The sequence below is a fragment of the Uliginosibacterium sp. 31-12 genome, assembly GCF_030548425.1.
Taxonomy (GTDB): domain Bacteria; phylum Pseudomonadota; class Gammaproteobacteria; order Burkholderiales; family Rhodocyclaceae; genus Uliginosibacterium; species Uliginosibacterium aquaticum.
Genome location: NZ_JAUOOA010000005.1, coordinates 192,103 through 217,546, shown reverse-complemented (window position 1 = coordinate 217,546; position 25,444 = coordinate 192,103). Strand labels below are relative to the sequence as shown.

The window sequence follows — 25,444 nt, the reverse complement described above, 5'->3', positions numbered from 1 at the left end:
AAAACGGGGCCTGCTGCAGTTTTCTCGCTGATGGCGTGCAATGGCGGGCTTCCAGCGCGTGGCCGGAAGCGTTTCATTGTCGTTATTGTCGTGATCGCGACATTCTAGGGGCTGCGTGAAGCATTCCCCAAGCTGAGGTTATCCGCAGTGTACGTCAGGCTTTGCTTGTGCTTGTCAGACAGCCTGAATGCCAAGTCTGGCAAATAAACCTGCGTCGCGATCGGCGTCCGGATTGTCCGTCGTGAGCAGGCGGTCCCCCGAGAAGATCGAGTTGGCGCCGGCGAGATAGCAGAGCGCCTGCGTCTCGTCGCTCATCTGCTGGCGGCCGGCCGAGAGGCGCACATAGCTCGTCGGCATGGTGATGCGGGCGACCGCGATGGTGCGCACAAATTCGATTGGGTCCAGCGCCGGTACTTCGGCCAGCGGCGTGCCGGCGATCGGCACCAGGCCATTGATCGGCACCGATTCTGGCGCCGGATTCAGATTGGCGAGCTGGGCGATCAGCACCGCGCGGGCACGACGGTTTTCACCGAGGCCGACGATGCCGCCGGCACAGACCTTGATGCCCTGGCTGCGCACCTTGTCGATGGTGTCCAGCCGGTCATCAATGGTGTGGGTGGTGACAATCTCGGAGTAGAACTCGCGAGCCGTGTCCAGATTGTGGTTGTAGTAATCCAGCCCCGCTGCTTTCAGGCGTTCGGCCTGGCCATCCTTGAGCATGCCCAGGGTCACGCAGGTTTCGAGGCCCAGCTTCTTCACCTCGCTGACCATCTCCAGCACCGGCTCCAGATCCTTTTCCTTCGGGCTGCGCCAGGCGGCGCCCATGCAGAAGCGGCTGGCGCCCTTGTCTTTGGCGGCTTGAGCCATCTTCAGCACTTCGTCGAGACTCATCAGCGGCTCGGACTCCAGCCCTGTTTTGTAGCGCTTCGATTGCGAGCAGTAGCTGCAGTCTTCCGAGCAGCCGCCGGTCTTGATGGACAGAAGGGTCGAGCGCTGCACGGCGTTGGCATCGAAGTGCTTACGATGCACTTCCTGGGCGCGGAAGATCAGGTCGGCAAAGGGCAGCTCGAACAGTTCGGCCACCGCATCCGTGCTCCATTCTCCTTCGCGGACTTCGGCGGAACGATGGAAGGAGATCTTGTGCTCGGCGGGGGAACAGGAATTCATGGGGCTGACCTTCGTGAAAACAGCCGGCGATGATCCGGGAGAAGCCGCAGGCTTGTCAAACCGCATCATCCATGCGGCAAGGTACGGATCGAGTGTCTTGCGCGGCTTGTGGCCGCAGACCTGCTTTGTATGCGGGGAACAGGCGGGGCGGCAGCCGCTGTGCCCGGCCTGTGCGGCGCAGGTGCGCGTTTTGCCGGCGCCGGGTTGCCCCTGCTGCGCCTTGCCGATGCCTGTCGCGGGCGTGTTGTGCGGGCGCTGCCAGCGCCGTCCGCCGCATTTTGATGCCACCCATGCGCCCTTCATCTACAGCCATCCGCTGCGTGAAATGGTGCTGGCGCTCAAGCATGGCCAAGGCTTTGGCCTCACGGGCTGGATGGTGCAGGCGCTGGCCGGTGCAAGCCGTGGCGTGGCGGCGGATTGCCTGCTGCCGATGCCCTTGCATCGCCGGCGCCTGGCCGAGCGTGGCTTCAATCAGGCCATGGAACTGGCGCGCGGGCTTGGCCGCGAACTGGGGCTGCCAGTGCGGGCACAGGCACTGTTGCGGGATGTGGATACGCGCCAGCTGGCTGGCTTGCGGCAACGTGAGCGGCGCCGCTGCGTGCGCGGTGCCTTCCGCTGCGTGGCGGATCTGAGCGGGCTGCATGTGCTGGTGGTGGATGACGTAATGACCAGTGGCGCTACGCTGGACGAAGTGGCTCGCAGCCTCAAGCAGGCCGGCGCGGCCCGGGTGACGAATCTGGTGCTGGCCAGAACGCTCAGGGAGCGGCCGGACTGAGCAAGGCCCACTCAGCCGCTTTTGCCTGCGGGCTTGTAGCGGGAGCGTCCAAGCCGTGCAGCGTGGACGTGATGTCTCCTCAGCCCTTCTTGTCCTGCGCCATGCCTACCCTATAGGTCGTGCAGCGGTTACGGCCGTTGTGCTTGGAGTGGTAGAGCGCTTGGTCGGCAAAGTCGGCGAGCTGTTCGGCGCTTTCGGCACCCGAAATGATGGACGCCACGCCGAAACTTGAGGTGATTACCGGCTGCGGGTCCAGTGGCAGGGATGAGCCGACCTCGGCCTTGACCCGCTCGCGGATGCGCTCGGCAACCTGCCAGGCTTGCTCGGCGTCGGCCCCGGGCAGCGCGACACAGAACTCCTCACCGCCGTAGCGGCAGACGATGTCCGTGTCGCGCGCCGAGGCGAGCAGGATGCTGGCGAATTTCTGGATCACCTTGTCGCCGATGGCGTGACCGTAGTTGTCATTGACCGACTTGAACTTGTCGATGTCCGCCATGATGAAGGCCAGCGGCAGATCGCGTTCGCGGGCTTCGGCGAACAGGCGCTCGAATTCCGGGAAGAAGGAGCGGCGGTTGCGTGCGCCGGTCATCGGGTCGACGTTGGCGAGGCGGTACAGCTCGCGGTTCTGCACTTCGAGCTGCTCCTTGGATTCCGAGAGGTCGGCCATCAGTGCCACGAGCTGGCGGTTGGCTTCGTCAAGCTCGGTCACGTCGTTGAAGGAGACCATGCAGCCGCGCACCGCGTTCTTGGCGTCGAGCACCGGCGAGGCATTCACGACCAGGCGATGCACCTTGCCGTTACCGTCGGTGGCCTCAAAGATGGCGGTTTCGGAGCGTGCCTTGCTGCGGAAACAGTCTTCCCAGGGCGGGATGGCATCAATGTGCTCAAGGCCCATGCGCAGCCAGGGAAAACTCTCCAGGCTGCGGCCGCTAACGAGCGTGGTGTCGTCTGGCAGGAGTTTTTCGAAGCTGCTGTTGGCCATCACGATGCGTTGTTTGGCGTCCAGCACCACCACGGCTTCGCTCATGGCATCAAAGGCCATCTGCACGCGCTCGGGCACGGCCGCAGAGGGATCGAGGTGAATCAGGGTGCGGCGCAGGTAGAAGTAATAGATCACGCTGCCTGCCAGCGAGAACAGGAGGATCAGCTTGATGGCCGGGGTAAAGAAGGCGAAGAGGCCTTTGTCGAGGGGCGTAAAAGCCACTTCGACCTGACCCCAGCGTGAATCTTCGCCCCGGCTGGCGGAGCCGATCGGTACGGCAAAGCGGCTGCGTCCGGTTTCCTGCGCATCGCCCTGCACCCATAGCAGTTCGTGCTGGGGCGTGGCGACGAGCAGACGGCTGTCCGCTGTGCGTACGCCGATGCTCTGCAGGGCCGGATCGCGGCGCAGGAGTTCGGGCAGGATCTGGCCGATCCGTTCGCGCTCATCGTGCATCAGCAGCGAGGCAACCTGGATCGCGATGGTCTCAGCGAACTGGCGCCGTGCCTGGGCAGCCTGGCGGGCCGGGTCGGGAAACACGCCGAGCAGCAGATCGAGCGCCAGCAGCAGGGTGACGGCCAGCGAGAGCAGGCCGAGACTGATCCGCGCGGTAGGGCCAAGGGTGAGTTTCAATCTGTGATGTCCATCATCAGGAGGGGCTCTCCGCGCCTTGGCTGCAGCGGCTCGGGTTCGAGTCCCAGGGTGGTGGTTTCGGCTTCTTCCTCTTCCACGGCACGCTTTCTGTTGCGCCCGAGGATGGGTAAGGGATCGACCGTGCGCCAGGCCGGCACCGAGGCCATCAGGGCCGTGATCAGGCCCGTGGCACGGCCGGCCCACCACACCACGCCGGCAGTCAGCGCTGCGGCGGCAGCCTGGCCGGCCTGGCTGGGTGACAGACGCAGCAATTGATCAAGCTTGTCCGTAGGTGAGGGCGTGGCCACGAACAGTGTTTCGCTAACGACTGCACCGTGTCCGCTGGGTTCGTTTTGGATGATACGGCGCAGTAAAGCCAGCACATCCTCTCCCCCAAGCAGGGCGAAGTTGGCGGGTTCTTCAATGTTGTTGGCGGCAAGAGGGTTCAGGAGTTGATAGGCCTGCTCATCGTCTGGCGTGATTTCAATGACGGCACTGCCGCCATCGCTCAGTGCAGCGCCGCCGCTCGGTAGCGGGATCGGTTCCGGAGGGGGCGCCGCTTCATCTGGCACAACCGGCTCGGGCGTGATGATCTGGGGCGGCTCCGAATCAGTGACCGGCGCTTGCGCTGCTGGGTCGGTGACGATGCTCACCAGTTGCAATAGCAGGCTGGTGTTGCTGCTGAGGCCGCCCGCGTCGGTGGTGCTGAGGCTCAGGCTGGCCTCACCTGCGAAGCTGCTGCTGGCTTGATAGCGCAGGCTGGCCAGGGTGGTGTTGAGATCGCTCTGGCTGCCGCTGAGCGTGAGTTGGGCGCTGCCGTTGGCGCCTGCCGCGATGCGGGCGCTGCCGCTGAGGCTGACACTGAGGCTGCCCTGATCAACGCTCAGTGAGACTTCGCTGATGTTGCCTTCCGGATCGTTGAGGCTGACCCCCGCCAGCGGCAGGCTGCTGCCGGCGAGTCCGCTGGCGGATGCCGGCGCCGTGATGCCGGGGGCTTCATTGATATTCACCAGGCTGATGGTGAAGGCCTGACTGCTGGCCGAGCCATCGCTGCTGCGCGCGATGACGGTAATGCTGAAGCTGCTGGCGGACTCAAAGTCGAGCAGGGCAGGGTTGGCGACGCTAACGACGCCGCTCGTGGCATCGATGGCAAAGCGTCCGCCGGCGTCGTCGCTGAGGCTGTAGCGGATGCTGTCGCTGGCGTCGGCGTCCACCGCGTTGGCGGTGATCCCCACGGAGGTGCCGGCGCCGGCATTTTCGTTCACGCTGTTGGCGGTGGCATTGCTGTCGCTGAGCGGACCGATGTCGAATTCATCTACGTCTGCAAGCTGGATCGTGAAACTCTGGCTGCTGCTGGAGCCATCGGCTGACGTTGCGAGTACGGTGATGGTATGACGGCTGGCGGCCTCGAAGTCGAGCAGCGCGCCGTTGGCGACGCTGATGACGCCGCTCACAGCATCGATGGCAAAGCGCCCGCCGGCGTCATCGCTGAGGCTGTAGCTGACGCTGTTGTGGCTGGCATCAGCGTCCGTGGCGGAGGCACTGAGCCCGACCGGGCTGCCGCTGGCCGCGTTTTCGCTCACCAGATTGGCGGCGGCGTTGCTATCCGTGACCGCGCCGAGGTCGAACTCGTCACTGTCCGCGAGGTTGATCGTGTAACTCTGGCTGCTGCTTGACCCGTCGGCCGAGGTGGCGAGCACGGTGATGCTGTGGCTGCTGGCGGACTCGAAGTCGATCAGGCTGCTGTTGGCTACCGTCACGACGCCGCTCGTGGCATCGATGGCAAAGCGCCCGCCGGCATCATTGCTCAAGGTGTAGGTGATGGCGTTGTTGCTGCCGTCGGCATCCGAAGCCGAGGCGGTGATGCCGACGGCTGTGCCGTTGGCCGCATTCTCGGTGAGGCTGTTGGCGCTGGCGTCCGTGTCCGTGAGCGGGCTGACATCGAACTCGTCGGCATCGGCCACCGAGATCACGAAGGCGCGGGTGCTGCTGGAGCCATCCGCGCTGCTGACGAGCACGCTGACGAAGTGGCTGCTGGCGCTCTCGTAATCGAGCAGGCTGGCGTTGGCGAGGGTCACCACGCCGGTGCTGGCATCGATGGTGAAGAGCCCGCCGGCGTCGCTGGTCAGCGAATAGGTGATGGCATTGTTGCTGCCATCGGCATCGCTGGCATGCGCGGTGACGCCGACCACGCTGCCGTTGCTGGCGGCTTCGCTGATGCTGTTGGGGTTGGCATCGCTGTCGTTGAGCGGGCCGACGTCGAACTCGTCGACATCCTGGATCGCGATCACGAAGCTCCGGGTGACGCTGGAGCCGTCCGCACTGGTGGCACGTACCACGATGGTGTGGCTGCTGGCACTTTCAAAGTCGATCAGGGCGGGATTGGCAACCCGGATCAGCCCCCCGTCACTGGTGATCGAGAAGCGTCCGCCGGCGTCATCGAGCAGTGCATAGCTGATGCTGTTGGTGCTGGCGTCCGCATCGCTGGCGAAGGTGCTGATTCCGACTGTGCTGTTGGCTGCGGCATTTTCGCTGATGCTGTTGGAGGCTGGATCGGTATCCGTGATGCTGCCAACATTAAATTCATCGACGTCAGCGACGCTGACTGACAGGCTCTGGCTGTCGGTGTTGAGTCCGTCCGAGGCCTGCACGATCACTTCATAGACATTGTTGTGGTCTGCATCGATCGGGGTTTCGGCATCTGGTGCAGCGATAAAGCGCAGCACGCCGGTGCTGGCGTCGATCGAGAAGCGGGCCGCATCCGTGCCACCGATGATGCTGTAGCTGATGCTGCTGCTTGCATCGGAGTCAGTGGCGACGATCGTGGTGACTGCTGTGTTGTTCTCCGCTGTGGCGAGTGCCGCCGTGGCGCCGCCGCCTTCACTGGTGATGGTGGGCGCGTTGTCGTTGCTGTCGGTGAGCGTGATGATGAAGCTCTGGCTGCTGGTGGAGCCGTCGCTGCTGGTGGCGAGTACGGTGATGCTGTGGCTGCTGGCGAGCTCGAAGTCCAGCCCGGCCGAGTTGGCCACGCTCACCACGCCGGTGCTGGCGTCGATGCTGAAGAGGCCACCGGCGTCGCTGGTCAGCGCGTAGCTGATGCTGTTGTTGCTGCCGTCTGCGTCGCTGGCATGCGCCGTGATGCCGATGGCGCTGCCGGTGGCGGCATGCTCGGTGATGCTGTTGGCCGCGGCATTGCTGTCGGAGATGGCTCCGACGTTGAATTCATCGATATCCGTGAGCGCAATCGTGAAACTCTGACTGCTGGTGGAGCCATCGGCCGAAGTGGCGAGCACGGTGATGGTGTGGCTGGTGGCTGATTCGTAATCGAGCAGCGCGCTATCGGCCACGCTGACAAGCCCTGTCGTGGCATCAATGGCGAAGCGTCCGCCGGCATCATCGCTGAGGCTGTAATTGATGGTGTTGCTGCTGGCATCCGCGTCCGAGGCGTTGGCCGTGATGCCGACGACTGTGCCGTTGGTGGCGTCTTCCGTGATCTGGTTCAGCGCTCCGTTGCTGTCCGTTACCGCGCTGATGCTGAATTCGTTGGCATCGGCCAGGTGGATGGTGAAGCTGGCGCTGCTGATTGAGCCATCCGCAGAACTGGCCTGGACCGTGATGTTGTGGCTGCTGGTGATTTCGAAATCGAGCCCCGCTCCGTTGGCGACGGTCACGACACCCGTGCTGGCATCAATCGTGAAGAGGCCCCCGGCATCATCGCTGAGCGAGTAGCTGATGCTGTTGTTGCTGGCGTCCTGATCGAGGGCGCGGGCGGTGATGCCGACCAGGCTGCCGTTGGCCGCATTTTCCGTTACCAGATTGCTGGCCAGGTTGAAGTCGACCGGTGCGCTGACATCGAACTCGTCGGCGTCCGTCAGCGTGATCGTGAAACTCGTGCTGCTGCTCGAGCCATCGCTGGAGTTCGCGCGTACGGTGATGGCATAACTGGTGGCGCTTTCGTAATCGAGGCGGCTGCCGTCCAGCACACTGACCACGCCGGTGCTGGCGTCAATCGCAAAGCGCCCGTCAGCGTTATCCGTGAGGGCGTAGCTGATGCTGTTGTTGCTGCCGTCGGCATCGCTGGCCTGGGCGGTGATGCCCACCAGGCTGCCATTGGCAGCGTTCTCGGCCACCACGTTGGCGGCGCCATTGCCGTCCGTGAGCGCGCTGATATCGAACTCGTTGATATCGCTGATGTTGATCGTGAAGCCCTGCTCGGAGAAAGAGCCGTCTGCTGAAGTGGCACGCACGACGATAGCGTGCGAAGTGTTGCTCTCGTAATTGATCTGGTTCTGGTCCGCGACTCTTACCACGCCACCACTATCGATGCTGAAAATGCCACCGGCGGAGTTGCTCAGGCTGTAGGTGATGGTGTTGCTGGTGGCATCCGCGTCGCTGGCCAGGGCCGTGATGCCAACGCTCGAGCCATTGGCGACGACTTCCGAAATCGTGTTGTTGCCGGCGTTGCTGTCCGTGATGGTGCCGACGTCGTATTCATCCACGTCGGTAATGAGGATCGCCAGGTTCTGGCTGTCGGTGCGGTCGCCATCGCTGACCTGGATATCGACCAGATAGACATGATCGCCATTGGCGTCGCCAGCCAGCTCGCGGTCGGGGGCAGCGAGGAAAGTCAGGGCGCCGCTGCTGCTGTCGATACTGAACAGTGCTGCATCTGCGCCGCCGGTGATGCTGTAGCTGAGCGTGCTGCCGGCATCCCCATCACTGGCGGTGACGGTGGTCACCGCGCTGCTGTTCTCGGCCAGGTTGATGGCGGCCACTGCGCCAGCGCCATTGCTGGTGATGACCGGGGTGTTGTCGTTGAGATTCACCACGGCGATGGTGAACACCTGGCTGCGGGTGGAGCCATCGGCTGAGGTGGCCAGCACCGTGATGGCGTGGCTGGTGGCTGTCTCGTAATCGAGCTGGCTGCCATCTGCGACGCTGATGACGCCTGTGTCCGCATCGATGCTGAAGATGTTGCCGGGGTTGCTTGAGAGCGAGTAGCTGATGCTGTTTGTGGTGGCATCGGCATCGGAGGCCAGGGCCGTGATGCCGACCCGGCTGCCGTTGGCGGCATTCTCGGTGATGCTGTCGGCACTGGCATTGCTGTCGCTGATGGCACCAACATCGGATTCATCCACGTCGCCCAGCGTGATCGTGAAGTTGCGCTCGGTGAAGGAGCCGTCGCTGCTGCTGGCCTTGACGGTGATCGTGTAGCTGGCCGCCTGCTCTCGATCGAGATCGCCCGGCGTGCCTCCGAAGGCAGAAACACTGACTACGCCGCTTGAGGTGTCGATGCTGAAGCGCCCCGCTGCATCACTGGACAGGCTGTAGGTAATCGGATCGCCGTCAGGGTCGCTGGCCTGGGCCGTGATGCCCACCAGCGTGCCACTACCGGCGTTTTCGATGACATTCTCTACGCCCGCGTCGCCGTCGCTGATGGCCCCCACGCCGCCTTCCTGGGCGTTCAGCAGGGTGATGACGAAGCTCTGGTCGGTGTGGGATCCATCGGCTGAGCTGGCGCGCACGATGATGGTGTGACTGCCATCGGTTTCGAAGTCCAGTCGGGAGGCATCGGCAACCGTGACGACACCGGTAGTGGCATCGATGGCGAAGCGACTGCCGGCTGAGTCGATCAGGCTATAGCTGATGCTGTTGTTGGTAGCGTCGGCATCACTGGCCTGGGCGGTGACGCCGACCGTGGCGCCGTTGCTGGTGAATTCGCTGATTTCGTTGCTGGCCGGATCGCTGTCGGTCAGGGAGCCGACATCGAATTCGTCCGCATCGCTGAGGCTGATCGTGAAACCTTGCTCGGAGTAAGAGCCATCGGCCGAGGTGGCCCGCACGATGATGCTGTGACTGGTGGTGGCCTCATAGTTGAGTTGGCTGCCATCGGCGACGCTGACTAAACCGCTGCTGCTGTTGATCGCGAAGCGTCCGCCGGCCGAGTCACTGAGGCTGTAGCTGATGCTGCTGTTGCTGCCGTCCGCATCCGTGGCGCTGGCCGTGATGCCGACGGCGGTGCCGTTGGCGGCATTTTCAGCGACCGTGTTGGCGCCGCCATTGCCATCGCTGACGCTGCTGACATCAAATTCATCGACGTCACTGACGCTGATGGTGAAGCTCTGACTGCTGCTGGAGCCATCGGCCGAGGTGGCCTGCACGGTGATGCTGTGGCTGGTGGCCACCTCGTAATTGAGGTTCGCACCCGCGGCAACAGTCACCACGCCGCTGCTGGCATCGATGGCGAACAGATTGCCCGGATTGCTTGAGAGCGAGTAGGTGACCGTGTTGCTGCTGCCATCGGCGTCGGTGGCGTGTGCGGTGATGCCCACGGTGGCGCCGTTCACTCCTTCCGGCACGCTGTTGGCCGACGCGTTGCTGTCGCTGATCGCGCCGACGTCAAATTCATCGACATCGGTAATGCTGACCGACAAGCTCTGCGAATCGGTGTTTGTGCCATCCGACACCTGCACGACGACCAGATACACATTATTGCCGTTGGCATCCGCTGCGGATTCGTAGTTGCGGGCAGTGCTGAAGCTGAGTTCGCCGGTGCTGCTGTTGATCGTGAAGAAGGCCGCATCCGCGCCGCCGGTGATGCTGTAGGTGAGCGTCTGGGCCGGCAGGTCGGAGTCAGTGGCGGTGAGCGTGGTGACGGCGCTGGTATTTTCGGCGACGCTGATCGAAGCGCTGGTGCCACCGCCATGACTGGTGAGGGTGGGGGTGCCGTCATTCACGGCAGTGATCGTGATGGCGATGGCCTGGGTGTCGGTCAGGCTACCGTCAGAGACCTGCACGATCACGTCATAGACGTTGTTGGCGCCGCTATCGCTAGGGTTTTCGTAGTCGGGAGCGGCGATGAAAGTCAGTAGCCCGGTGCTGCTGTTGATCGTGAATTTTGCGGCATCGGCACCACCGGAAATCGAGTAAATGAGCGTGCTGGCGGCATCGCTGTCGGTCGCGCTGACGGTGGTGGCAGCGCTGCTGTTTTCCGCCACGCTGGTGCTGGCCGTTGCGCTGCCACCATTGCTGCTGATGACGGGCGCTTCATTGCTGTTGGTGACAGTGACAGCAATGGCCTGGGTGTCGGTGAGGCTGCCGTCAGAGACCTGAACGACCACGTCATAGACGTTGTTGGCGCCGCTGTCGGTGGGGGTTTCGTAGTCGGGGGCGGCGATGAAAGTCAGCACCCCGGTGCTGCTGTTGATCGTGAATTTTGCGGCGTCGGCACCCCCCGAGATCGACCAGGTCTGGGTGGCGCCGGTATCTGCATCGCTGGCCGTGGCGGTGGTGACGGCGCTGGTGTTTTCGCTGACGCTGACGGCCGCCGTGGCGCCGCCGCCGTTGCTGCCGATGACCGGCGCTTCATTGGCGTTGGTGACGGTGACGGTGATGCTCTGGCTATCGGTCAGGGAGCCGTCCGATACCTGCACGCTGACGATGTAGCTGTTGTTGGCATCGGCGTCTGTGGGCGCTTCGTAGTTCGGCGCCACAGAGAAAGTCAGTGCCCCAGTACTGCTGTTGATCGTGAACTTGCCGGCATCGGCCCCGCCGGTGATGGACCAGGTCCGGGTCGCGCCGGCATCCTCGTCGCTAGCGGTGGCAGTGGTGACGGCCGTGGCGTTTTCGGTGACGTTGATCGTCGCCGTAGCGCCAGCGCCATTGCTGGTGATGACCGGTGCTTCGTTGGTATTGGTGACGGTGACGGTGAGGGTCTGGGTGTCGGTGCCGCCGCTGCCATCCGAGACCTGCACGATCACGACATAGCTGTTGTTGGCGTCCGAATCGTTCGGGGCTTCGTAATTGGGGGCACTGGCGAACACCAGCGCGCCGGTGCTGCTGTTGATCGTGAAGCGCGCTGCATCTGCGCCGCCCGTGATGGCATAGCTGAGGCTGGCCGAATCCACATCGGTGGCACTGAGGGTGGTGACGGCCGAGGTGTTCTCCGCCACGCTGAGGCTGGCGGTGCTGCCACCCGAGTTGCTGGTGATGACCGGCGCGTCATTCACCGCGCTGACGGTGAGGGTGATGTTGGCAGAGGCCGTCTGGGTGCCGCCGCTGCCCGAGTAGCCCTGGTCGCTGACGCTGACCCCCAGTGTGATCGAACTGGTGCTATTGGTGGCCGTGGTGTAGCTGAGGCTGCCTGTTGCGATGAAGCTGTTCAGGCTGCTGACCGTGCCGGTCAGTGTCAGGGCTGTAGCGCTGCCCGCCACCGTGACGCCGCTGCCTGAGGTGGCGGAGAGGCTGCCGCTGCCGACCGTGAAAGTGAGGATCAGCGGATTGCTGGCGGCATCGTTGTCCGCCACCGTGATACCGGTCAGGGCCGTGGCCAGGTCTTCGGTCACGCTGATCGAAGTCGGTGTACCCAGTACTGGCGGGTCGTTGACCGCGGTGATCGTGATCGTCGAGCTGGTATTGCTGCTGGCTATACCATCGCTGACGCTGAGCGTCATGGTGAGCGAAGCGGTGGGAGTGTCGCCGGCCTGACGGAAGCTCAGGGTGGCCGAGCCGTTGCCGGCAAAGAAGTTGTTGAGCTGGCTGGCGGTGCCGGAGACGACCAGGCTCTTGCTGCCGTTGCCGGAGACGACGCTGACGCCGGTGCTGCCAACGGCTGCAGTGAACTGCGAGTTATTGCTCGGGGTGGAGATCGTGACCGTGAGCACATCACCATCCACATCGGCCACGGTCATTCCGGTGCCCTGCAGGTCGAGGCTGATCTGCTCGGTGGCGACATAGCTGGCGGGTGCACTGAGTGTAGGCGTGGTGTTCGGTGCCGCATTCAGTGACACCCCGAGGCTGGCCCACTCCCAGGAATCGGTGAGGGCCCAGCTCATGGTCACCGAGGCCGCACCGGCCTCGGTACTGCCGGCGCCACTCGGCTCCGCGCTGCCGATACCGGGCGAGTTGGTCCACAGCTGGCTCTGGCCGGCGCCCAGCGTGGGGCTGCCGGTCTGCTGGCGGGTGGCCAGACTGTCGATCACCAGATCACCACTGGCCGAGCTGACGTTCACGCTCGCAGTGCTACCGATGCCGGTGGCCTTGGCTACCGTGCCAAATGTGCTGCTCTGGTCGACGTTGAGGAAGGTGGTGGCGCCGACCGAGAACTCCTTGGCTGGGCCTGGCATGGTGACCACGATATTGGCGGTGCCGGCGCCCGGATTCTTGAGATACCAGATCTCGGTGGTGACCACATCGCCATTGGATACCGTGTCGAGGCGGGTGAGGGCCATCCCGTTCCAGGTGATCGAAGCCGGCGAGGTCGTGCCGCGAGTGCTGTATTCGACGATCAGCAGGCTGTTCGAACCCGCATCCACGGTGTGCGAGAAAGTCAGGCTGGTGGCGCCGACGGTGTCGGTGGTGGCGGTGCTGGTGGTGCCGGTGAAGATGTTCAGCGTGCCGCTCCAGGCCAGCTCTGCGCCGGTGCCGAGCACGCTGGCGGTTTCGATCCTGCCGGTATGCTGCTCCAGCACCCAGTCACCCCCGGCCGCGCTGCTGCCGGTAAGGTCATCGCTGCTGGCTACATCGGCGCCGGTGAGGCGTGCCAATGCATCGGCCATTTGCAGGCCGGCCTCGCCGGCGGTGAAGTTGCAGCCGTAGATCAGCAGATCGGCCTCGGCACTCAGTGCCCCCTGCCAGCCGGCCAGTGCCTCGCTGTAGCGGGCGAGGCTGCTGGCATCGAGCAGGGTGTTGCCCAGTTGCAGGCTGCCATCACCGCCGTGCACCAGCAGGTGAATGGCCGAGATGCCTGTGCGCCCCTGCAGGGCTTCGCTGATCTGGGTGATGCCATCACGGTCGGCCGCCAGGAAGATGATCTCGGCATCCGGCTGCGCACGCAGGATATCGGCCTGCAGGTTGGCGACGTCTTCGATCGAAGCGTCAACGAAGATCAGGGCGTGGCTGCTCTGGCTACTTTGGGTGGCGGCGCTTGCATCCTCGTCAGGCTCGGCGAGGCGGATTTCCGCGACAGGTGCCAGCTCGCTGATGCCGGGGGCGAAGTCTGCCGAATACAGCAGGCGCGCCTCGACCTCTTCGAACACCGCCCGCTGCGGACGCGCGCGCGCCGGCCGGGCCGGCGTGCGGCCCAGCAACTGGCGCAGGAGCGGGGGCAGCCACATGGCGGGTGCCGCTCAGCGCGGCCCTTCTTCGAACACGACCTGACAGCGCAGGCCCGACGGAATCCGGTTGCCGGGGTTGGGCAGTACGAGGCGTACACGGAAGGTGTTGCTGGCTGCGTCGATCACTGCATCGACCCGGCTGATCCGGGCCTGGATCGGGCTTGCGCCCTGCATCTCCGGGCTCAGCTGGGCGTTCTGGCCGACCCGGAGGCTAGCGAAGCGGGTGGCCGGCAGCACGATTTCGGCGTGCAGTGGATCGAGCTGCACGAGCTTGAGGACCGGCTTGTCTTCCACCCGTGCGCCCGGCTGCAAGTAGCGTTCCACTACCACGCCGGCAAACGGCGCGGTGATGCTGCGTTGGCGTAGCTGGGCATGGGCCACCGACAGGTCTTCGCGTGCCACCATGCGCTGCTCCTGGGCCTGGGCGTAGCGCATGGCGGCCACCTCGGCTTCGGACACGGCCTGGTCGCGGGCCTGGGGGGAGATGAAGTTCTGCAGCAGCAATTCCTCGGCGCGTTCGGCCTTGCGCTGGGCGAATTCGTAGGCGGCCTTGGCGGCGGCCACTTCGGCGCGATTCTCTGAGCGCTGGGTTGCGGCGGAGGCCGCGGCGCGCTCGACGTCATTCATCAGGCGGGCGATGACCTGACCCTTGCGGACGCTGTCGCCGCGGTCGACCAGCACCTGCTCGAGGATGCCGACCACGGGGCTACCGATCTCGGCTTCAGCGGCCGGCGTGAGCAGACAGCCGAGGATGTCACCGGTGCGGCTATTCGCTGGCGCGGCAGCCACACTACCGCAGGCAAGGAGCAGCAACCCCGGGAGCAAGCCGCACAGGGGGCGTGAGTACGAAATTCTTGTCATGATTATTTTCTGCCTGTCGGCGCTCATTCACGGCGCGTGCCAAACAGTTGTCCTCCTCCTTGTTGCGTGTCGGCTACCCGTAAGCGCTGACGGGCATTGCGGGCACGACGTTCGGCTAGCCACTGGGTTACTTTCAGTAGCATTTTGCCTACTACTAAAGGCATAGTGTCGTCTAGCTTTGAGCTAAATAATTGCAATATTTTGTGCCACCTTGTGCCGAGGTAGCGTCCCAGCAAGCCTTCTTCCAGCGATAGCAGGGTGCGCGCGCTGCCCGGCTGGCCCAGGCGTGCAGCGCGGCCGAAGAGCTGGCGGTCGATGCGGCGCGCGCTGTTGTGCTGGCATGACAACACATGCAGGCCGCCGGCGCGGGCGACAGCCTCGTCGATCAGGATGTCGGTGCCACGGCCCGCCATATTGGTCGTGACGGTGATCGCTCCGGCTTGCCCGGCCTGGCCGATGAGGGCGGCCTCAGCCGTGTCCTGGCGGGCATTGAGCACCTGATGAGGCAGGCCGGCGCTGCGCAGCAACTGGCTGATGCGCTCGGATTCGCGGACCGAATCGGTACCGATCAGCACCGGCCGCCCGGCCGCCTGCATCTGGAGGACTTCTTCAAGCAGCTTTTGCTGGCTGGCGCCGGCATGGCTGCATACCACCGGCGGCAGCAGGCGCAGGCTGGAGGGGCGGCCGACCGGGATGCGCTCCACCGTGAGGCCATAGACCTCGAGCAGTTCGCTGCGGGCTTCGAGCAGGGTGCCGCTCATGCCGCCGAGCAGGTGGTAGCGGCTGAAGAAACGCTGGAAGGTGATCTGGGCGATCACGCGGGCCGCCTGGGTGGGTTTGCAGCGCTCCTTGAGTTCCACCATCTGGTGCAAACCGCGCGACCAACTGCGCCCCTCGGCGCGGCGCCCGCTGTTCGCGTCGATGATGTGGATCTTGCCCTCGCTGACCAGGTAATCGACGTTGCGACGCAGGATGTAGAGCGCGCGTATGGCCAGTTCGGCCATTTCCTGACGGTAGCGCGGCACGCCCCATAGCGGGATGTCGCCCAGGGTTTCGGCCTCGATCAGCGCCAGCCCCTGATCGGAGAAGTGCACGCTCTGGTCGCGCCCGTCCACGCGGAAATCGAAGCCAGGTTTCATTTGCCCGGCCAGTCTCAGGGCCTGTACATAGAGCGCCTGCTGGGTAGATTCGTCGACACTCTCGGAGAGGATGAAGGGGGTGGCCGCTTCGTCGATGAAAACGCTGTCGGCCTCATCCACGATGGCCATGCACAGGCCGCGCAGCACGCGGTCGTGCGTGCGGCTGCGGTCGCGCAGGTAATCGAAGACCAGTTCGCGCGCAGAGCAGAAGGTGATGTGGGCGGCATAGGCCTGGCGCCTGGTCTCGCTCTTCATGGCCGGATCAATGGCTGCCACGCGCAGCCCCAGCGCCGCGGCGAGCGGCTGCAGCATGGCGGCGTCGCGTGCAGCGAGGTAGTCATTGCTGGTCACTGCATGGACGGGCACCCCGGCAAGGGCGGCGACGCAGGCGGCGAGGGCACTGGCGAGGGTCTTGCCTTCGCCGGTGGGCAGTTCGGCGAGGCGCCCGTCGAGCACGCACAGCGCGGCCATGACCTGGGCCGGGCGCAGACTGCGACCGAGGGTGTTCTCGATTTCCAGGCACACCCGCGCACAGCAGGCTTCGGCGGCGGCCGAGGCGAAGCCGTCGCGGGCCAGCTCGGCCAGCGGCATGGCCGCCGGAGTCGCACGCAGACGCTTGCTGCGTTGAAGGATCCGCGTGGCACGCTCACTCAGAAGGCGCCTGCGGGGATGGGCGAAGGGGGGCAGATCGGCGAGCAGGCTGCGCAGCCAGGGGAGGTCCGGGTGATGGGCGCGCTCGATGCGTTCGGGGTAGTGCCCCAGCAACAGCCCGGGCACCGGAGGGCGGCTTCGGCTCGTCATGCGCCGGCTCCACCAAAGTGTGGCTCGAAGGCCTGGCGCAGGCTACGCCACCACTGCACGGCGAGTGGGCGCGGGGCATGGTAAATGTGTACCCGGGCACGTTCGCCAATGCGTGGCAGGGCTTTGCCCGGGATTTCGAAATCGAGCGTGAATACAGGCTCGAGGGTTCGCAGGCCGTCCGGGTCAGCTGGGTCGGTCAGGAAAGGACCACCACCGCGGTCGCCGAGCAGCGCGCTGGGCAGTTGGTAGCCGGCCGCAGGCTGCTCCGGCCGGCTGCGGGCAACGAGGCTCTCGCGTGGCTGGCCGGCGATACGGATCTCGACGCGCGGGTCTGTGGCCCGCAACAGCTCGATATCCTGCTGCCCCAGCACCGCGCGGACGGTGAGGGTGGCCGGGTTCAGCACGTTGGCGAGCACATTGCCGCGGGCAAAGAAGCGCCCTTCAAGGTCGCGTGCGGTGGGCATGCCGACGATGCCCGCAACCGGTGCGCGCAGCAGCAGGCTTGCCAGCCGCTCTTCCATGCGTGCCTGCTCGGTCTGCAGGGCATGCACTTCTTCGGCCAGTGCGATGGCTTCAGCGGGATTGCTCAGCAGGGAGCCCTGATAGGCCTGCTCACGGCTGGCCAGGCGGCTGGCCAGTTGGCTGGCGCGGGCCTTGAGTTCGCGGTTCTCGAGCTCCAGCAAGGGCGTGCCGGCACTGACCGACTGACCGTTGCTGACCAGGATGCGGCTCACGAAGCCCTCTTCCTCGTTGCGCACCCGGGCTTCGTCCGGCACCCACACGAGGCCTTCGGCGTGCGTGATCCAGGGCATCGGCAGCACGCCCAGCACCACGACTCCCGCCAGCAACAGGCTGGTGAGGCCTGCGATCGCGCGGCCGCGTGTGCTGTGCAGGCGGCGCCCGGCAAAGACCAGGCGCAGCAGGCGCCAGCCCGGCAGGAGTGCGAAATGCAGCAGCAGCCACAGGCCCAGCAAGGCGCCCAGTAGCAATTGCTTGCTGCCCAGCCAGAGCGCCATGCCCAGCAGCAGGCTGATGCGGTAGATCAGCGAGGCGGCACCGAATACGCTCAGCAGCAGGCGCTTGTGTTCGGTGCCGGGCGGTGGCGGCAACTCGCGGTGACCGAGCAGCCAGCGCTCGCCGAGGTAGCGCAGCCAGGCATCTGCCCGTGCGGCGAGGCCCGGCATTTCGAGGGCGTCGGCGAAGACGTAGTAACCGTCAAATCGCATCAGCGGGTTGGCATTGACCAGCACCGTGGACACCCCGCCGATCAGCATGCAGGCAAAGGCCAGTTCGCGCAGTACACCATCGTTGAGATTGAGCCACAGCAGCAGGGCCAGCGAGGCGATGGCGACTTCGGTCATGACGCCGGCGGCGCTCACCAGAATCCGCCGGTGGCGCTCGGGGAAGGCCGAGGCGGAGGAGGCGTCCACATACGGTACCGGCATCACGAGGAAGAAGGTGACGCCCAGCTCGTGCACATCGCCGCCCCAGATCCGCACCGCCAGGGCGTGGGCAAACTCATGGATCAGCTTGATCGTGGGATAGGTCAGCCACAGCAGCAGCAGGTTGCGCGGGCTGGCTACGTGCAGGCTGGCGTAGGCGCGCAACTCGGCCCAGTGCAGCTGGGCGAGGAGCAGTGCGCCGAGTGTCAGCAGCGTCCACAGCAGCACAGCCGGGCGAGTAAAGAGCCAGCGCGTGGCGGGGGCCAGAAAGTCCAGTACGGGTGCGGGATTCCACAGTGGCAGGCGGAAGGCCAGCGGGTTCAGGCGACTCGCTCCCTGCTGCCGCCGCCGGGTGGCTTCGAAAATGCCGCCCAGATCCGGGCTGCTCTCACTGCGCAGCATGCCGGCACCGGCCAGCTCTGAGAGCACCCGCAGCACTTCATGCTGGCTGGGGGCGTCCTGACCGAGTTCGCGGATCAGGCCATCCCAGATGTCCTGCACCGAATGCTGGCCATCAAGACGGCCGATGAGCTGGTAGCCGAGGCGATTGACGCGGAACTGGCGGCCGGAGGCCTGATTGCTCAGTACATACCACTGTTCGTCGCGGAAAACTTGACGGGTGATCCGGGTATTGCCGGCGAGCTGCGGATGCAGATGTGCGGCGCGATACCAGTAAGGGCTGAACAGCGACTCGCTCATGCTTCAGCCGAATACGGACCACAGGCGCAAGCTCAGCCAATCCGCGAGACGGCTGCCCCAGATGGCCAACAGCGGGCGCCTGCCCATGTGGAGCTGGGCCACGCCTTCCAGGCCCGGGCGGACGGCCTGGCTGCGCCCCTCCAGGGTGGCCTCCACTTCGAAGCCGTTGCGACCGTCCACTACCCGGGCGACCGGCGTGATGCGGCTCACGCGCAGCGCAAAGCGCTCGCCGGGCAGGGCCACAAAGCTCACCTCGCCGCGCTGGCCGGCGGCGAGGCGGGCGATGTCACGTTCATCAACCTGCAGGATCAGGCGCCAGGCACTGAGTGGCGAGATCACCAGCAGCACGTCACCGCGCTTGACCGGCGCACCGGCCTGCTGCTGCAGATCTCCTCGGATCACCACGCCGGGGAAGGGCGCGGTGAGGCGTGTGCGGGCGAGCTGGTCGGTGATCAGATCGAGCTGCGAGCCGACCTCCTCGACCTTGGCCTGGCTGGCCACCATGCGGGCGCGGTCCTGGCGCGCGAAGGCTTCGGCCAGTTCGCTGCGGTGACGCGCATGTTCACTCTCAAGGCGGCGTTGCTCACTCTTCAGATCCTGGTCTGCCAGGGTTAGCAGCAATTCGCCTTCGGCAACGCTGCTGCCGGGGCGTACCAGTACATCCTGAATGAAGCTGTCGGCCGGGGCCGTGATGCTGCGTTCAATCTCGCCCTGCAGACGCGCTTCGGCCCGTACCGTGTCGGCCACCGGAATCAGGCCACCGGCAAGCAGACAGCCTGCCACGCCGAGCAGGCCCAGCCACAGGCGCAGGCTGCGCGGACCCTGAAGTTTTTCCAGCAACTCGCCCGGCTGGCGCAGCAGGCGGCGGCGCAATGGCTCGTCCGCTTGCTGGCGCAGGAGCAGCACCGGGCCAAGCAGGCCGGCAATCTCCTCGGCCATGCTGCGTTCGGCATCGCTCCAGGGCTGTTTCTCGCCGCGCAGCAGGATCACACAGCCCACAGCTTCCAGGCGAGCGGGCAGGGGGACACTCAGGATCGCTGCTCCCAGATCCGCGCTGGCGAGCTCTGCGTGCATCAGAGTGATGCGGGGCGGGTCGCCGGCGGCGGCTGGATAACGCAGGCTGCAGCGCTGATCCACGCATTCATCCATGGCTGCGCCGATCTTGCGCCCGAGCGCCAGTGCCGCCTGCGCATCAGCCACACCGGACCAGCCCAGTGGCCGCACACTGCGCCCGCGCAGCAGGCCAAGGGCAACCAGCTCGCAGCCGAATACCGCCTGCAATTCGCTGCATACGGCCGCCGCCGCTTCCTCGAAACGGCTGTAGGCCAAGGCTGCGTTGAGACAGGCGAGCAGGCGCTCGCCCTCCTCGCGTGAGGCGTGCGGGTTTTCGGCAGGGCGCTGGGGGAGGCTGTTCGTCATTCCTTGCTTCGGCTCTTACTCGAACCAATTCAGATACTTAGATACGACTTTGGTCGTACTTTAATTGCTTTAACGGTTGTGCCGGTTGACAGCTTGATGGCCGGCACTGGATTGGTGGCAGTACTGTCGTACAGGCGCAACCGGAGGGATAATGCCGGCATGATCGACATTGTCCTTTTCGAACCCGAGATTCCGCCCAATACGGGCAACATCATTCGTCTGTGCGCCAATACCGGCGCGCGTCTGCATCTGGTTGAACCGATGGGCTTTGAGCTCTCCGACAAGCAGCTGCAGCGCGCAGGCATGGACTACACCGAGCTTTCGGTCGTCACCCAGTACCCCGACTGGGCCGCCTGCCGGGCCAAACTCGCGGGACGGCGCTTCTTTGCCCTGAGTACGCGGGGCACGGTGCGCTATGACACGGTGGCCTTCCAGCCCGGCGACGTGCTGGTTTTTGGGCCTGAGTCGCGTGGCCTGCCTGCCGAAGTGCTGGCCGAGTTCGCCGCAGAGCAGCGATTGCGCCTGCCGATGATGCCTAATGTGCGCAGCGTGAATCTCTCCAATACGGTCGCCGTGGTGACCTACGAGGCCTGGCGGCAGCTGGGCTTTGCCGGCGGGCTGTGATCCCGCTCGTCATGCTTCCTGCACTTATGCTCGGTGGTCGGGTGCTGAATCAGCTTTGGCAATGGCACAATGGCGAAGCGATTGATTTAAGTCATCGTCCGGCAGCAAAGCCCTGGTGGCACGGCGTTCCGCAGTGCGAACTTGTTTAGAATTTTGATCGGGCGGCGACCCCCTCGTCGAACCCGCGAATCCAGCAGGAAAAAACACATGGAAAAGAAATGTCGGATCGCCCTTTTCGGCGAATGCATGATCGAGCTGCGCGGCGAGATGTTTGGCACCATGCAGCAAACCTTTGGCGGCGATACCCTGAACACTGCTGTGTATCTGGCCCGTCTCGGCGCGGATAGCGGCATCCAGGTTTCCTACGCCACCCAGCTTGGCACGGATGCCTTCAGTGCCAAGATGGTCGAAGCCTGGCAAAAGGAAGGTATCGATACGCGCATGGTGCGCAGGGTCGAAGGCAAGATGCCCGGCCTCTACACTATCCAGGTGGACGACTCCGGCGAGCGCACCTTCTTCTACTGGCGCGACATGTCGGCGGCCAAGGACTTCTTCGTCGGCCAGGAGCACAACAGCCTGCTCGAGCAGAATATCGACGACCTTGATGTGCTGTACTTCAGCGGTATCTCGCTGGCGGTGCTGCCGGATTCCGGTCGCGAGACCCTTTTCGAGCTGGGCGATCGCCTGCGCAAGCGCGGCGGCAAGGTGTTCTTTGACAACAATTACCGGCCCCGCGTGTGGCGTGGCGATCCGCGCACGACCGAATGGTACGACCGCGCCTTCGCCAACGCTGACCTGACCCTGATCACGCTCGAAGACAATGCCGCGCTCTACGGTCTGGATGAAGAGTCCGCCCTGGCCCACGCCTACTCGCTGCCCTGTGAGGAAGTGGTGGTCAAGCGCGGTGCTGACCCGACCCTGATCCGCGTGCGCGGCCAGGAGCCGATCATGGTGCCGACCTTCCGTGTGGACAAGGTCGTCGACACTACCGGCGCCGGTGACTCCTTTGCCGGTGGCTATCTGGCTGCCCGTCTGGCTGGCCAGCCGCCCGAAATCGCCGGTCGCTACGGCAACAAGCTGGCCTCCATCGTGGTCCAGTATCCGGGGGCAATCATCCCGCTCGCGGCGATGCCGGTTTTCTTCTTCGGCTAAGGACTATCCCAGCCCGACCAAACGGCCTGTTTCCTCGCGGAACAGGCCGTTTTTCGTTAGCGTCGGCGCTCATCTCGAGGCTTGTAGCCGGCCCGTGATCAGGGTTTACATCTGCTTGAGTTGTCAGACAACTTGAACTAATATGCGTCAAATTCTTCAATTTGTCAGGCGTACTGGCCGCTTTTGGGGCGCTGAGCCGCGTGACTTCATTTCGGGAGACAGTCCGTGCTTGCATTGAATCGTTCGACCCTTGCCACCACCCAGGTGCGCGCCGAGTACTCGCTGGACGCTGCGGCAGGCAAGCCGCCGGTGAAGATCCTGCAGATCGGTGACGGCAACTTCCTGCGCGGGTTTGCCGACTGGTTGATCGATATTGCCAACGGGGCAGGGCATTTCAATGGCCGCGTGACTATCGCTCAGCCGCTGGCGCGCGGTATTGCCGACCTGATCAATGCCCAGGATGGTCTCTACACCGTGCTGCTGCGCGGCGTGCAGGGTGGCCAGACCTTCGAGTCGCGGCGCATCGTGAGCTGTGTGGACAAGTGCCTGAACCCGTACGCGCAATGGGATGAAATGCTGGCCCTGGCCGCCGATCCCGCGCTGCGTTTTGTGATCTCCAACACCACCGAAGCCGGCATCGCGTATGTGGCCGAAGCTCAGGGGGCTGCCTGTCCGGATAACTTTCCGGCCAAGATCGCCGCACTGCTGTGGGCGCGGTACCAAGTTTTGGGCGGCACGGCCGCGTCCGGCCTGGTCTTCCTGCCCTGCGAGCTGATTGAAGCCAATGGCACGAAGCTGCGCGCCACCGTGCTGCAGCACGTCGAAGCCTGGGGTTTGCCGGCCGCATTTGCCGAGTGGATCAAGGCCCACAATCACTTCTGCAATACCCTTGTTGACCGCATCGTGCCGGGCTACCCGGCTGCCGAGGCTGCCAAGCTTTGCGAAGAACTCGGTTACGAAGACAAGCTGCTGGTGGCCGCTGAGCCTTTCCTGCTCTGGGTGATCGAGGGCCCGGCGCACTTGGCCGACGAAATTCCGCTGCACAAGGCCGGGCTCGGCGTGGTGTGGACTGACGACATGCAGCCCTATCGCACCCGCAAGGTGCGCATCCTGAACGGCGCGCACACCGCCTCATCGCTGGCTTCCTACAGCACCGGGCTGGATACCGTGCAGCAGATGACCGAAGACCCGGTGGTGTCGAAGTACCTCAAGCAGGTGATGTTCGAAGAGATCGTGCCCTTCGTGCCGCTGCCCGATGCCGAACGCCGCGCCTACGCTGACACCATCATGGAGCGCTTCGCCAATCCGCACATCCGTCATGAGCTGATCTCGATTGCGCTGAACTCGGTGTCGAAGTGGCAGGTGCGCGTGCTGCCGACGGTGAAGGATTACGTGGCTGCGCACGGCAAGGCGCCGGCCGGCCTGTCCTTCTCGCTGGCCGCGCTGCTGAACTTCTATCAGGGCACTTTCGATGCCAAGGGTGAATTCGTGGGGCAACGTGATGCGGGTAGCTACCCGATCCGCGACAACGCCGAGATCCTCTCCGCGCTGGGCGAAGCCTGGCGCGGTTGGCAGGCTGGCGAAGACCTTGCCGGTCGCGTGCGTAGCATGCTCGGCGATGCGCGCCTGTGGGGCGAGGATCTGAACGCTGTCGCGGGGCTGACCGAGCAGGTCACGCGCGCGCTGACGGCCATCAAGGCACAGGGCGTTAAGGCCGCGATGGCAAATCTGTAGGGTGCGCACCGCGCACGCGGACTCTTCCCGACACATGACGAAACGGTGCGCAGTGCGCACCCTACCAGTACGCAAGGAACCATCATGGACGCTTCCATCGCCATCCGCCTCCACGCCAATGATGACGTGGTGATCGCCACCCGCCAGCTCATGCCGGGCAACGCCATTCCGGGCGAAACCTGCACTGTGCGCGATCTCGTACCGCCGGGCCACAAGGTCGCCGCACACGACATCAAGCAGGGTGAATCGGTTCGCCGCTACAACCAGATCATCGGTTTCGCCAAGACCGATATCGCCGCAGGCCAGCATGTGCATGTGCAGAACCTCGCCGTGGGCGAATTCGAGCGCGACTACGCCGTCGGCACCGCCCGCTTTGATCCGCCGAAAGTCGCTCAGCCGGCACTGTTCAAGGGTTTCAAGCGTGCCAATGGCAAGGTCGGCACGCGCAACTACATCGGCGTGATCGCCTCCGTAAACTGCTCGGCAACAGTGGTACGGGCGATTGCCAACCACTTCTCGCGCAGCGTGCTGGCAGCCTATCCGAACATTGACGGCGTGGTGCCGATGCCGCACCCGCTCGGTTGCGGCATGAACAGCCAAGGTGAGGGCATGCTGGCGCTCAAGCGCACCATGCTCGGCTATGCCCAGCACCCGAACTTCGCTGGTGTGCTCTTCGTGGGCCTGGGCTGCGAGATGAACCAGGTTCAGCCGCTCATCGAGCAACTCGGCACCTATCCCGAAGGCATGTTGGGCAGCGTCAACATCCAGGAACTCGGCGGCACCTCCAAGGCCATCGCCAAGGGTATCGAACTGGTCGAAGCCATGCTGCCCAAGGCCAATGCCTTCCAGCGCGAAGATGCGCCGATCAGCAATCTGATCATCGGCCTGAACTGTGGTGGCTCGGACGGCTATTCCGGCATCACCGCCAACCCGGCTCTCGGTGGCGCGGTGGATATGCTGGTCGCCCACGGCGCCACGGCCATTCTTTCTGAAACGCCCGAGATCTACGGCGCCGAACACCTGCTGACCTGTCGCGCGGCGACCCCGGCAATTGCCGATAAGCTGATTGGCCGCATCGCTTGGTGGAAGGACTACACCCACCGCAATGGGGGGGAGATGGACAACAACCCTTCGGTCGGCAACAAGGCCGGCGGGCTCACCACGATCCTCGAGAAATCGCTCGGTGCGGTCGCCAAGGGCGGCACCACCACCTTGCAGGGCGTGTATGAGTACGCAGAGCAGATCGATGCCAAGGGCTTCGTGTACATGGACACCCCGGGCTACGACCCGGTCTCCGCGACCGGCCAGGCAGCGGGCGGCGCCCAGCTGATCTGCTTTACCACCGGGCGCGGGTCGGCCTTCGGCTGTGCCGGCGTACCGACCATCAAGCTTGCCACCAACAACGCCCTGTGGAATCGCCAGCGCGAGGACATGGACGTGAACTGTGGTGATCTGCTCGACGGCGTGCCGATGAAAGAGATCAGCCAGCGCATCTTCGATTCGATCATTGCCTACGCCTCGGGCGAGAAGGCCCAGAGCGAGAAGCTGGGCTATGGCAACGACGAGTTTCTGCCCTGGCAGATTGGCGCTGTCATGTAAAAAAATCGGTGGCAAGCTAAGCGTGGCCCAATCTCGCGACTGTGCTTCTCGCCGTACTTCAGTACGGCTGCGATGCTCCTCGCGACCTTGAGCCGCTCGCTACGCTTGCCACTCGATTTTTGCGTCGGGCGAAGTTTGATTTAAAAGCTTCGCTCCGGTGGGCTTGATCTTGTAGGAGCGGCCTCTGGCCGCAAGCCTTCGCGGCCAGAGGCCGCTCCTACACAATCTGGCGCACCCAGCACCCAGCACCCAGCACCCAGCACCCAGCTCAGGCTGCCCATCCCTCCCTTCCATGCAGTTCAAGT

Annotated in this window: 12 protein-coding genes; 5 read left to right on the top strand and 7 right to left on the bottom strand. The window is 64.5% G+C overall.

Annotated features, from left to right (window positions below):
* Positions 1–174 precede the first annotated feature (174 nt).
* Positions 175–1,167: a biotin synthase BioB gene (gene bioB / locus Q3Y64_RS11605; protein WP_101941126.1), complete on the bottom strand. Its 993-nt coding sequence runs from the start codon at positions 1,165–1,167 to the stop codon at positions 175–177.
* 52 nt (positions 1,168–1,219) lie between these two features.
* On the opposite strand from bioB, the gene Q3Y64_RS11600 reads away from it, so the two are divergent.
* Positions 1,220–1,942, top strand: coding sequence for a ComF family protein (locus Q3Y64_RS11600; RefSeq protein ID WP_368506651.1), 723 nt, complete (start codon positions 1,220–1,222; stop codon positions 1,940–1,942).
* A gap of 79 nt (positions 1,943–2,021) precedes the next feature.
* On the opposite strand, the gene Q3Y64_RS11595 is transcribed toward Q3Y64_RS11600, so the two are convergent.
* The 6 genes from Q3Y64_RS11595 to Q3Y64_RS11570 are packed head-to-tail and all read right to left on the bottom strand — an operon-like array spanning position 2,022 to position 20,030.
* Complete coding sequence (locus Q3Y64_RS11595; RefSeq protein WP_303561981.1) at positions 2,022–3,554, bottom strand: sensor domain-containing diguanylate cyclase; 1,533 nt, start codon at positions 3,552–3,554, stop codon at positions 2,022–2,024.
* A complete protein-coding gene (locus Q3Y64_RS11590; protein ID WP_303561979.1) occupies positions 3,551–13,669 on the bottom strand; it encodes a cadherin domain-containing protein in 10,119 nt (3,372 codons plus the stop codon). Before Q3Y64_RS11590 ends, Q3Y64_RS11595 begins: the two co-directional genes overlap by 4 nt.
* Positions 13,670–13,681: 12 nt before the next feature.
* The gene (locus Q3Y64_RS11585) at positions 13,682–14,530 is read right to left on the bottom strand and encodes an efflux RND transporter periplasmic adaptor subunit (protein WP_303561977.1); all 849 of its coding nucleotides are present in this window, start codon (positions 14,528–14,530) and stop codon (positions 13,682–13,684) included.
* 23 nt (positions 14,531–14,553) lie between these two features.
* Entirely contained in the window at positions 14,554–16,470 is a 1,917-nt protein-coding gene (locus Q3Y64_RS11580; protein ID WP_303561975.1) for a hypothetical protein, read from the bottom strand.
* Positions 16,467–18,611: a PqqD family peptide modification chaperone gene (locus tag Q3Y64_RS11575; protein WP_303561974.1), complete on the bottom strand. Its 2,145-nt coding sequence runs from the start codon at positions 18,609–18,611 to the stop codon at positions 16,467–16,469. Before Q3Y64_RS11575 ends, Q3Y64_RS11580 begins: the two co-directional genes overlap by 4 nt.
* Positions 18,612–18,614: 3 nt before the next feature.
* Positions 18,615–20,030 (bottom strand): efflux RND transporter periplasmic adaptor subunit, encoded by a 1,416-nt coding sequence (locus Q3Y64_RS11570; RefSeq protein WP_303561972.1) that lies wholly within the window; start codon positions 20,028–20,030, stop codon positions 18,615–18,617.
* Positions 20,031–20,189: 159 nt separating this feature from the next.
* On the opposite strand from Q3Y64_RS11570, the gene Q3Y64_RS11565 reads away from it, so the two are divergent.
* From Q3Y64_RS11565 to Q3Y64_RS11550, 4 genes are all read left to right on the top strand, one after another.
* Positions 20,190–20,654, top strand: a complete 465-nt coding sequence (locus Q3Y64_RS11565) for a tRNA (cytidine(34)-2'-O)-methyltransferase (protein ID WP_101941119.1) — start codon at positions 20,190–20,192, stop codon at positions 20,652–20,654.
* Between the two features lie 207 nt (positions 20,655–20,861).
* A complete protein-coding gene (locus Q3Y64_RS11560) occupies positions 20,862–21,806 on the top strand; it encodes a sugar kinase (protein ID WP_101941118.1) in 945 nt (314 codons plus the stop codon).
* Between the two features lie 225 nt (positions 21,807–22,031).
* Positions 22,032–23,540, top strand: coding sequence for a tagaturonate reductase (locus Q3Y64_RS11555; protein WP_303561966.1), 1,509 nt, complete (start codon positions 22,032–22,034; stop codon positions 23,538–23,540).
* Positions 23,541–23,624: 84 nt separating this feature from the next.
* Complete coding sequence (locus Q3Y64_RS11550; protein WP_303561964.1) at positions 23,625–25,139, top strand: UxaA family hydrolase; 1,515 nt, start codon at positions 23,625–23,627, stop codon at positions 25,137–25,139.
* Positions 25,140–25,444: the final 305 nt, after the last annotated feature.

Bases quoted from the DNA above. Each gene is read 5' to 3' on its own strand.
- bioB (WP_101941126.1), bottom strand. From the start codon at position 1,167: ATGAATTCCTGTTCCCCCGCCGAGCACAAGATCTCCTTCCATCGTTCC.
- Q3Y64_RS11590 (WP_303561979.1), bottom strand. From the start codon at position 13,669: ATGTGGCTGCCCCCGCTCCTGCGCCAGTTGCTGGGCCGCACGCCGGCC.
- Q3Y64_RS11585 (WP_303561977.1), bottom strand. From the start codon at position 14,530: ATGACAAGAATTTCGTACTCACGCCCCCTGTGCGGCTTGCTCCCGGGG.
- Q3Y64_RS11580 (WP_303561975.1), bottom strand. From the start codon at position 16,470: ATGACGAGCCGAAGCCGCCCTCCGGTGCCCGGGCTGTTGCTGGGGCAC.
- Q3Y64_RS11575 (WP_303561974.1), bottom strand. From the start codon at position 18,611: ATGAGCGAGTCGCTGTTCAGCCCTTACTGGTATCGCGCCGCACATCTG.
- Q3Y64_RS11570 (WP_303561972.1), bottom strand. From the start codon at position 20,030: ATGACGAACAGCCTCCCCCAGCGCCCTGCCGAAAACCCGCACGCCTCA.
- Q3Y64_RS11565 (WP_101941119.1), top strand. From the start codon at position 20,190: ATGATCGACATTGTCCTTTTCGAACCCGAGATTCCGCCCAATACGGGC.
- Q3Y64_RS11560 (WP_101941118.1), top strand. From the start codon at position 20,862: ATGGAAAAGAAATGTCGGATCGCCCTTTTCGGCGAATGCATGATCGAG.
- Q3Y64_RS11550 (WP_303561964.1), top strand. From the start codon at position 23,625: ATGGACGCTTCCATCGCCATCCGCCTCCACGCCAATGATGACGTGGTG.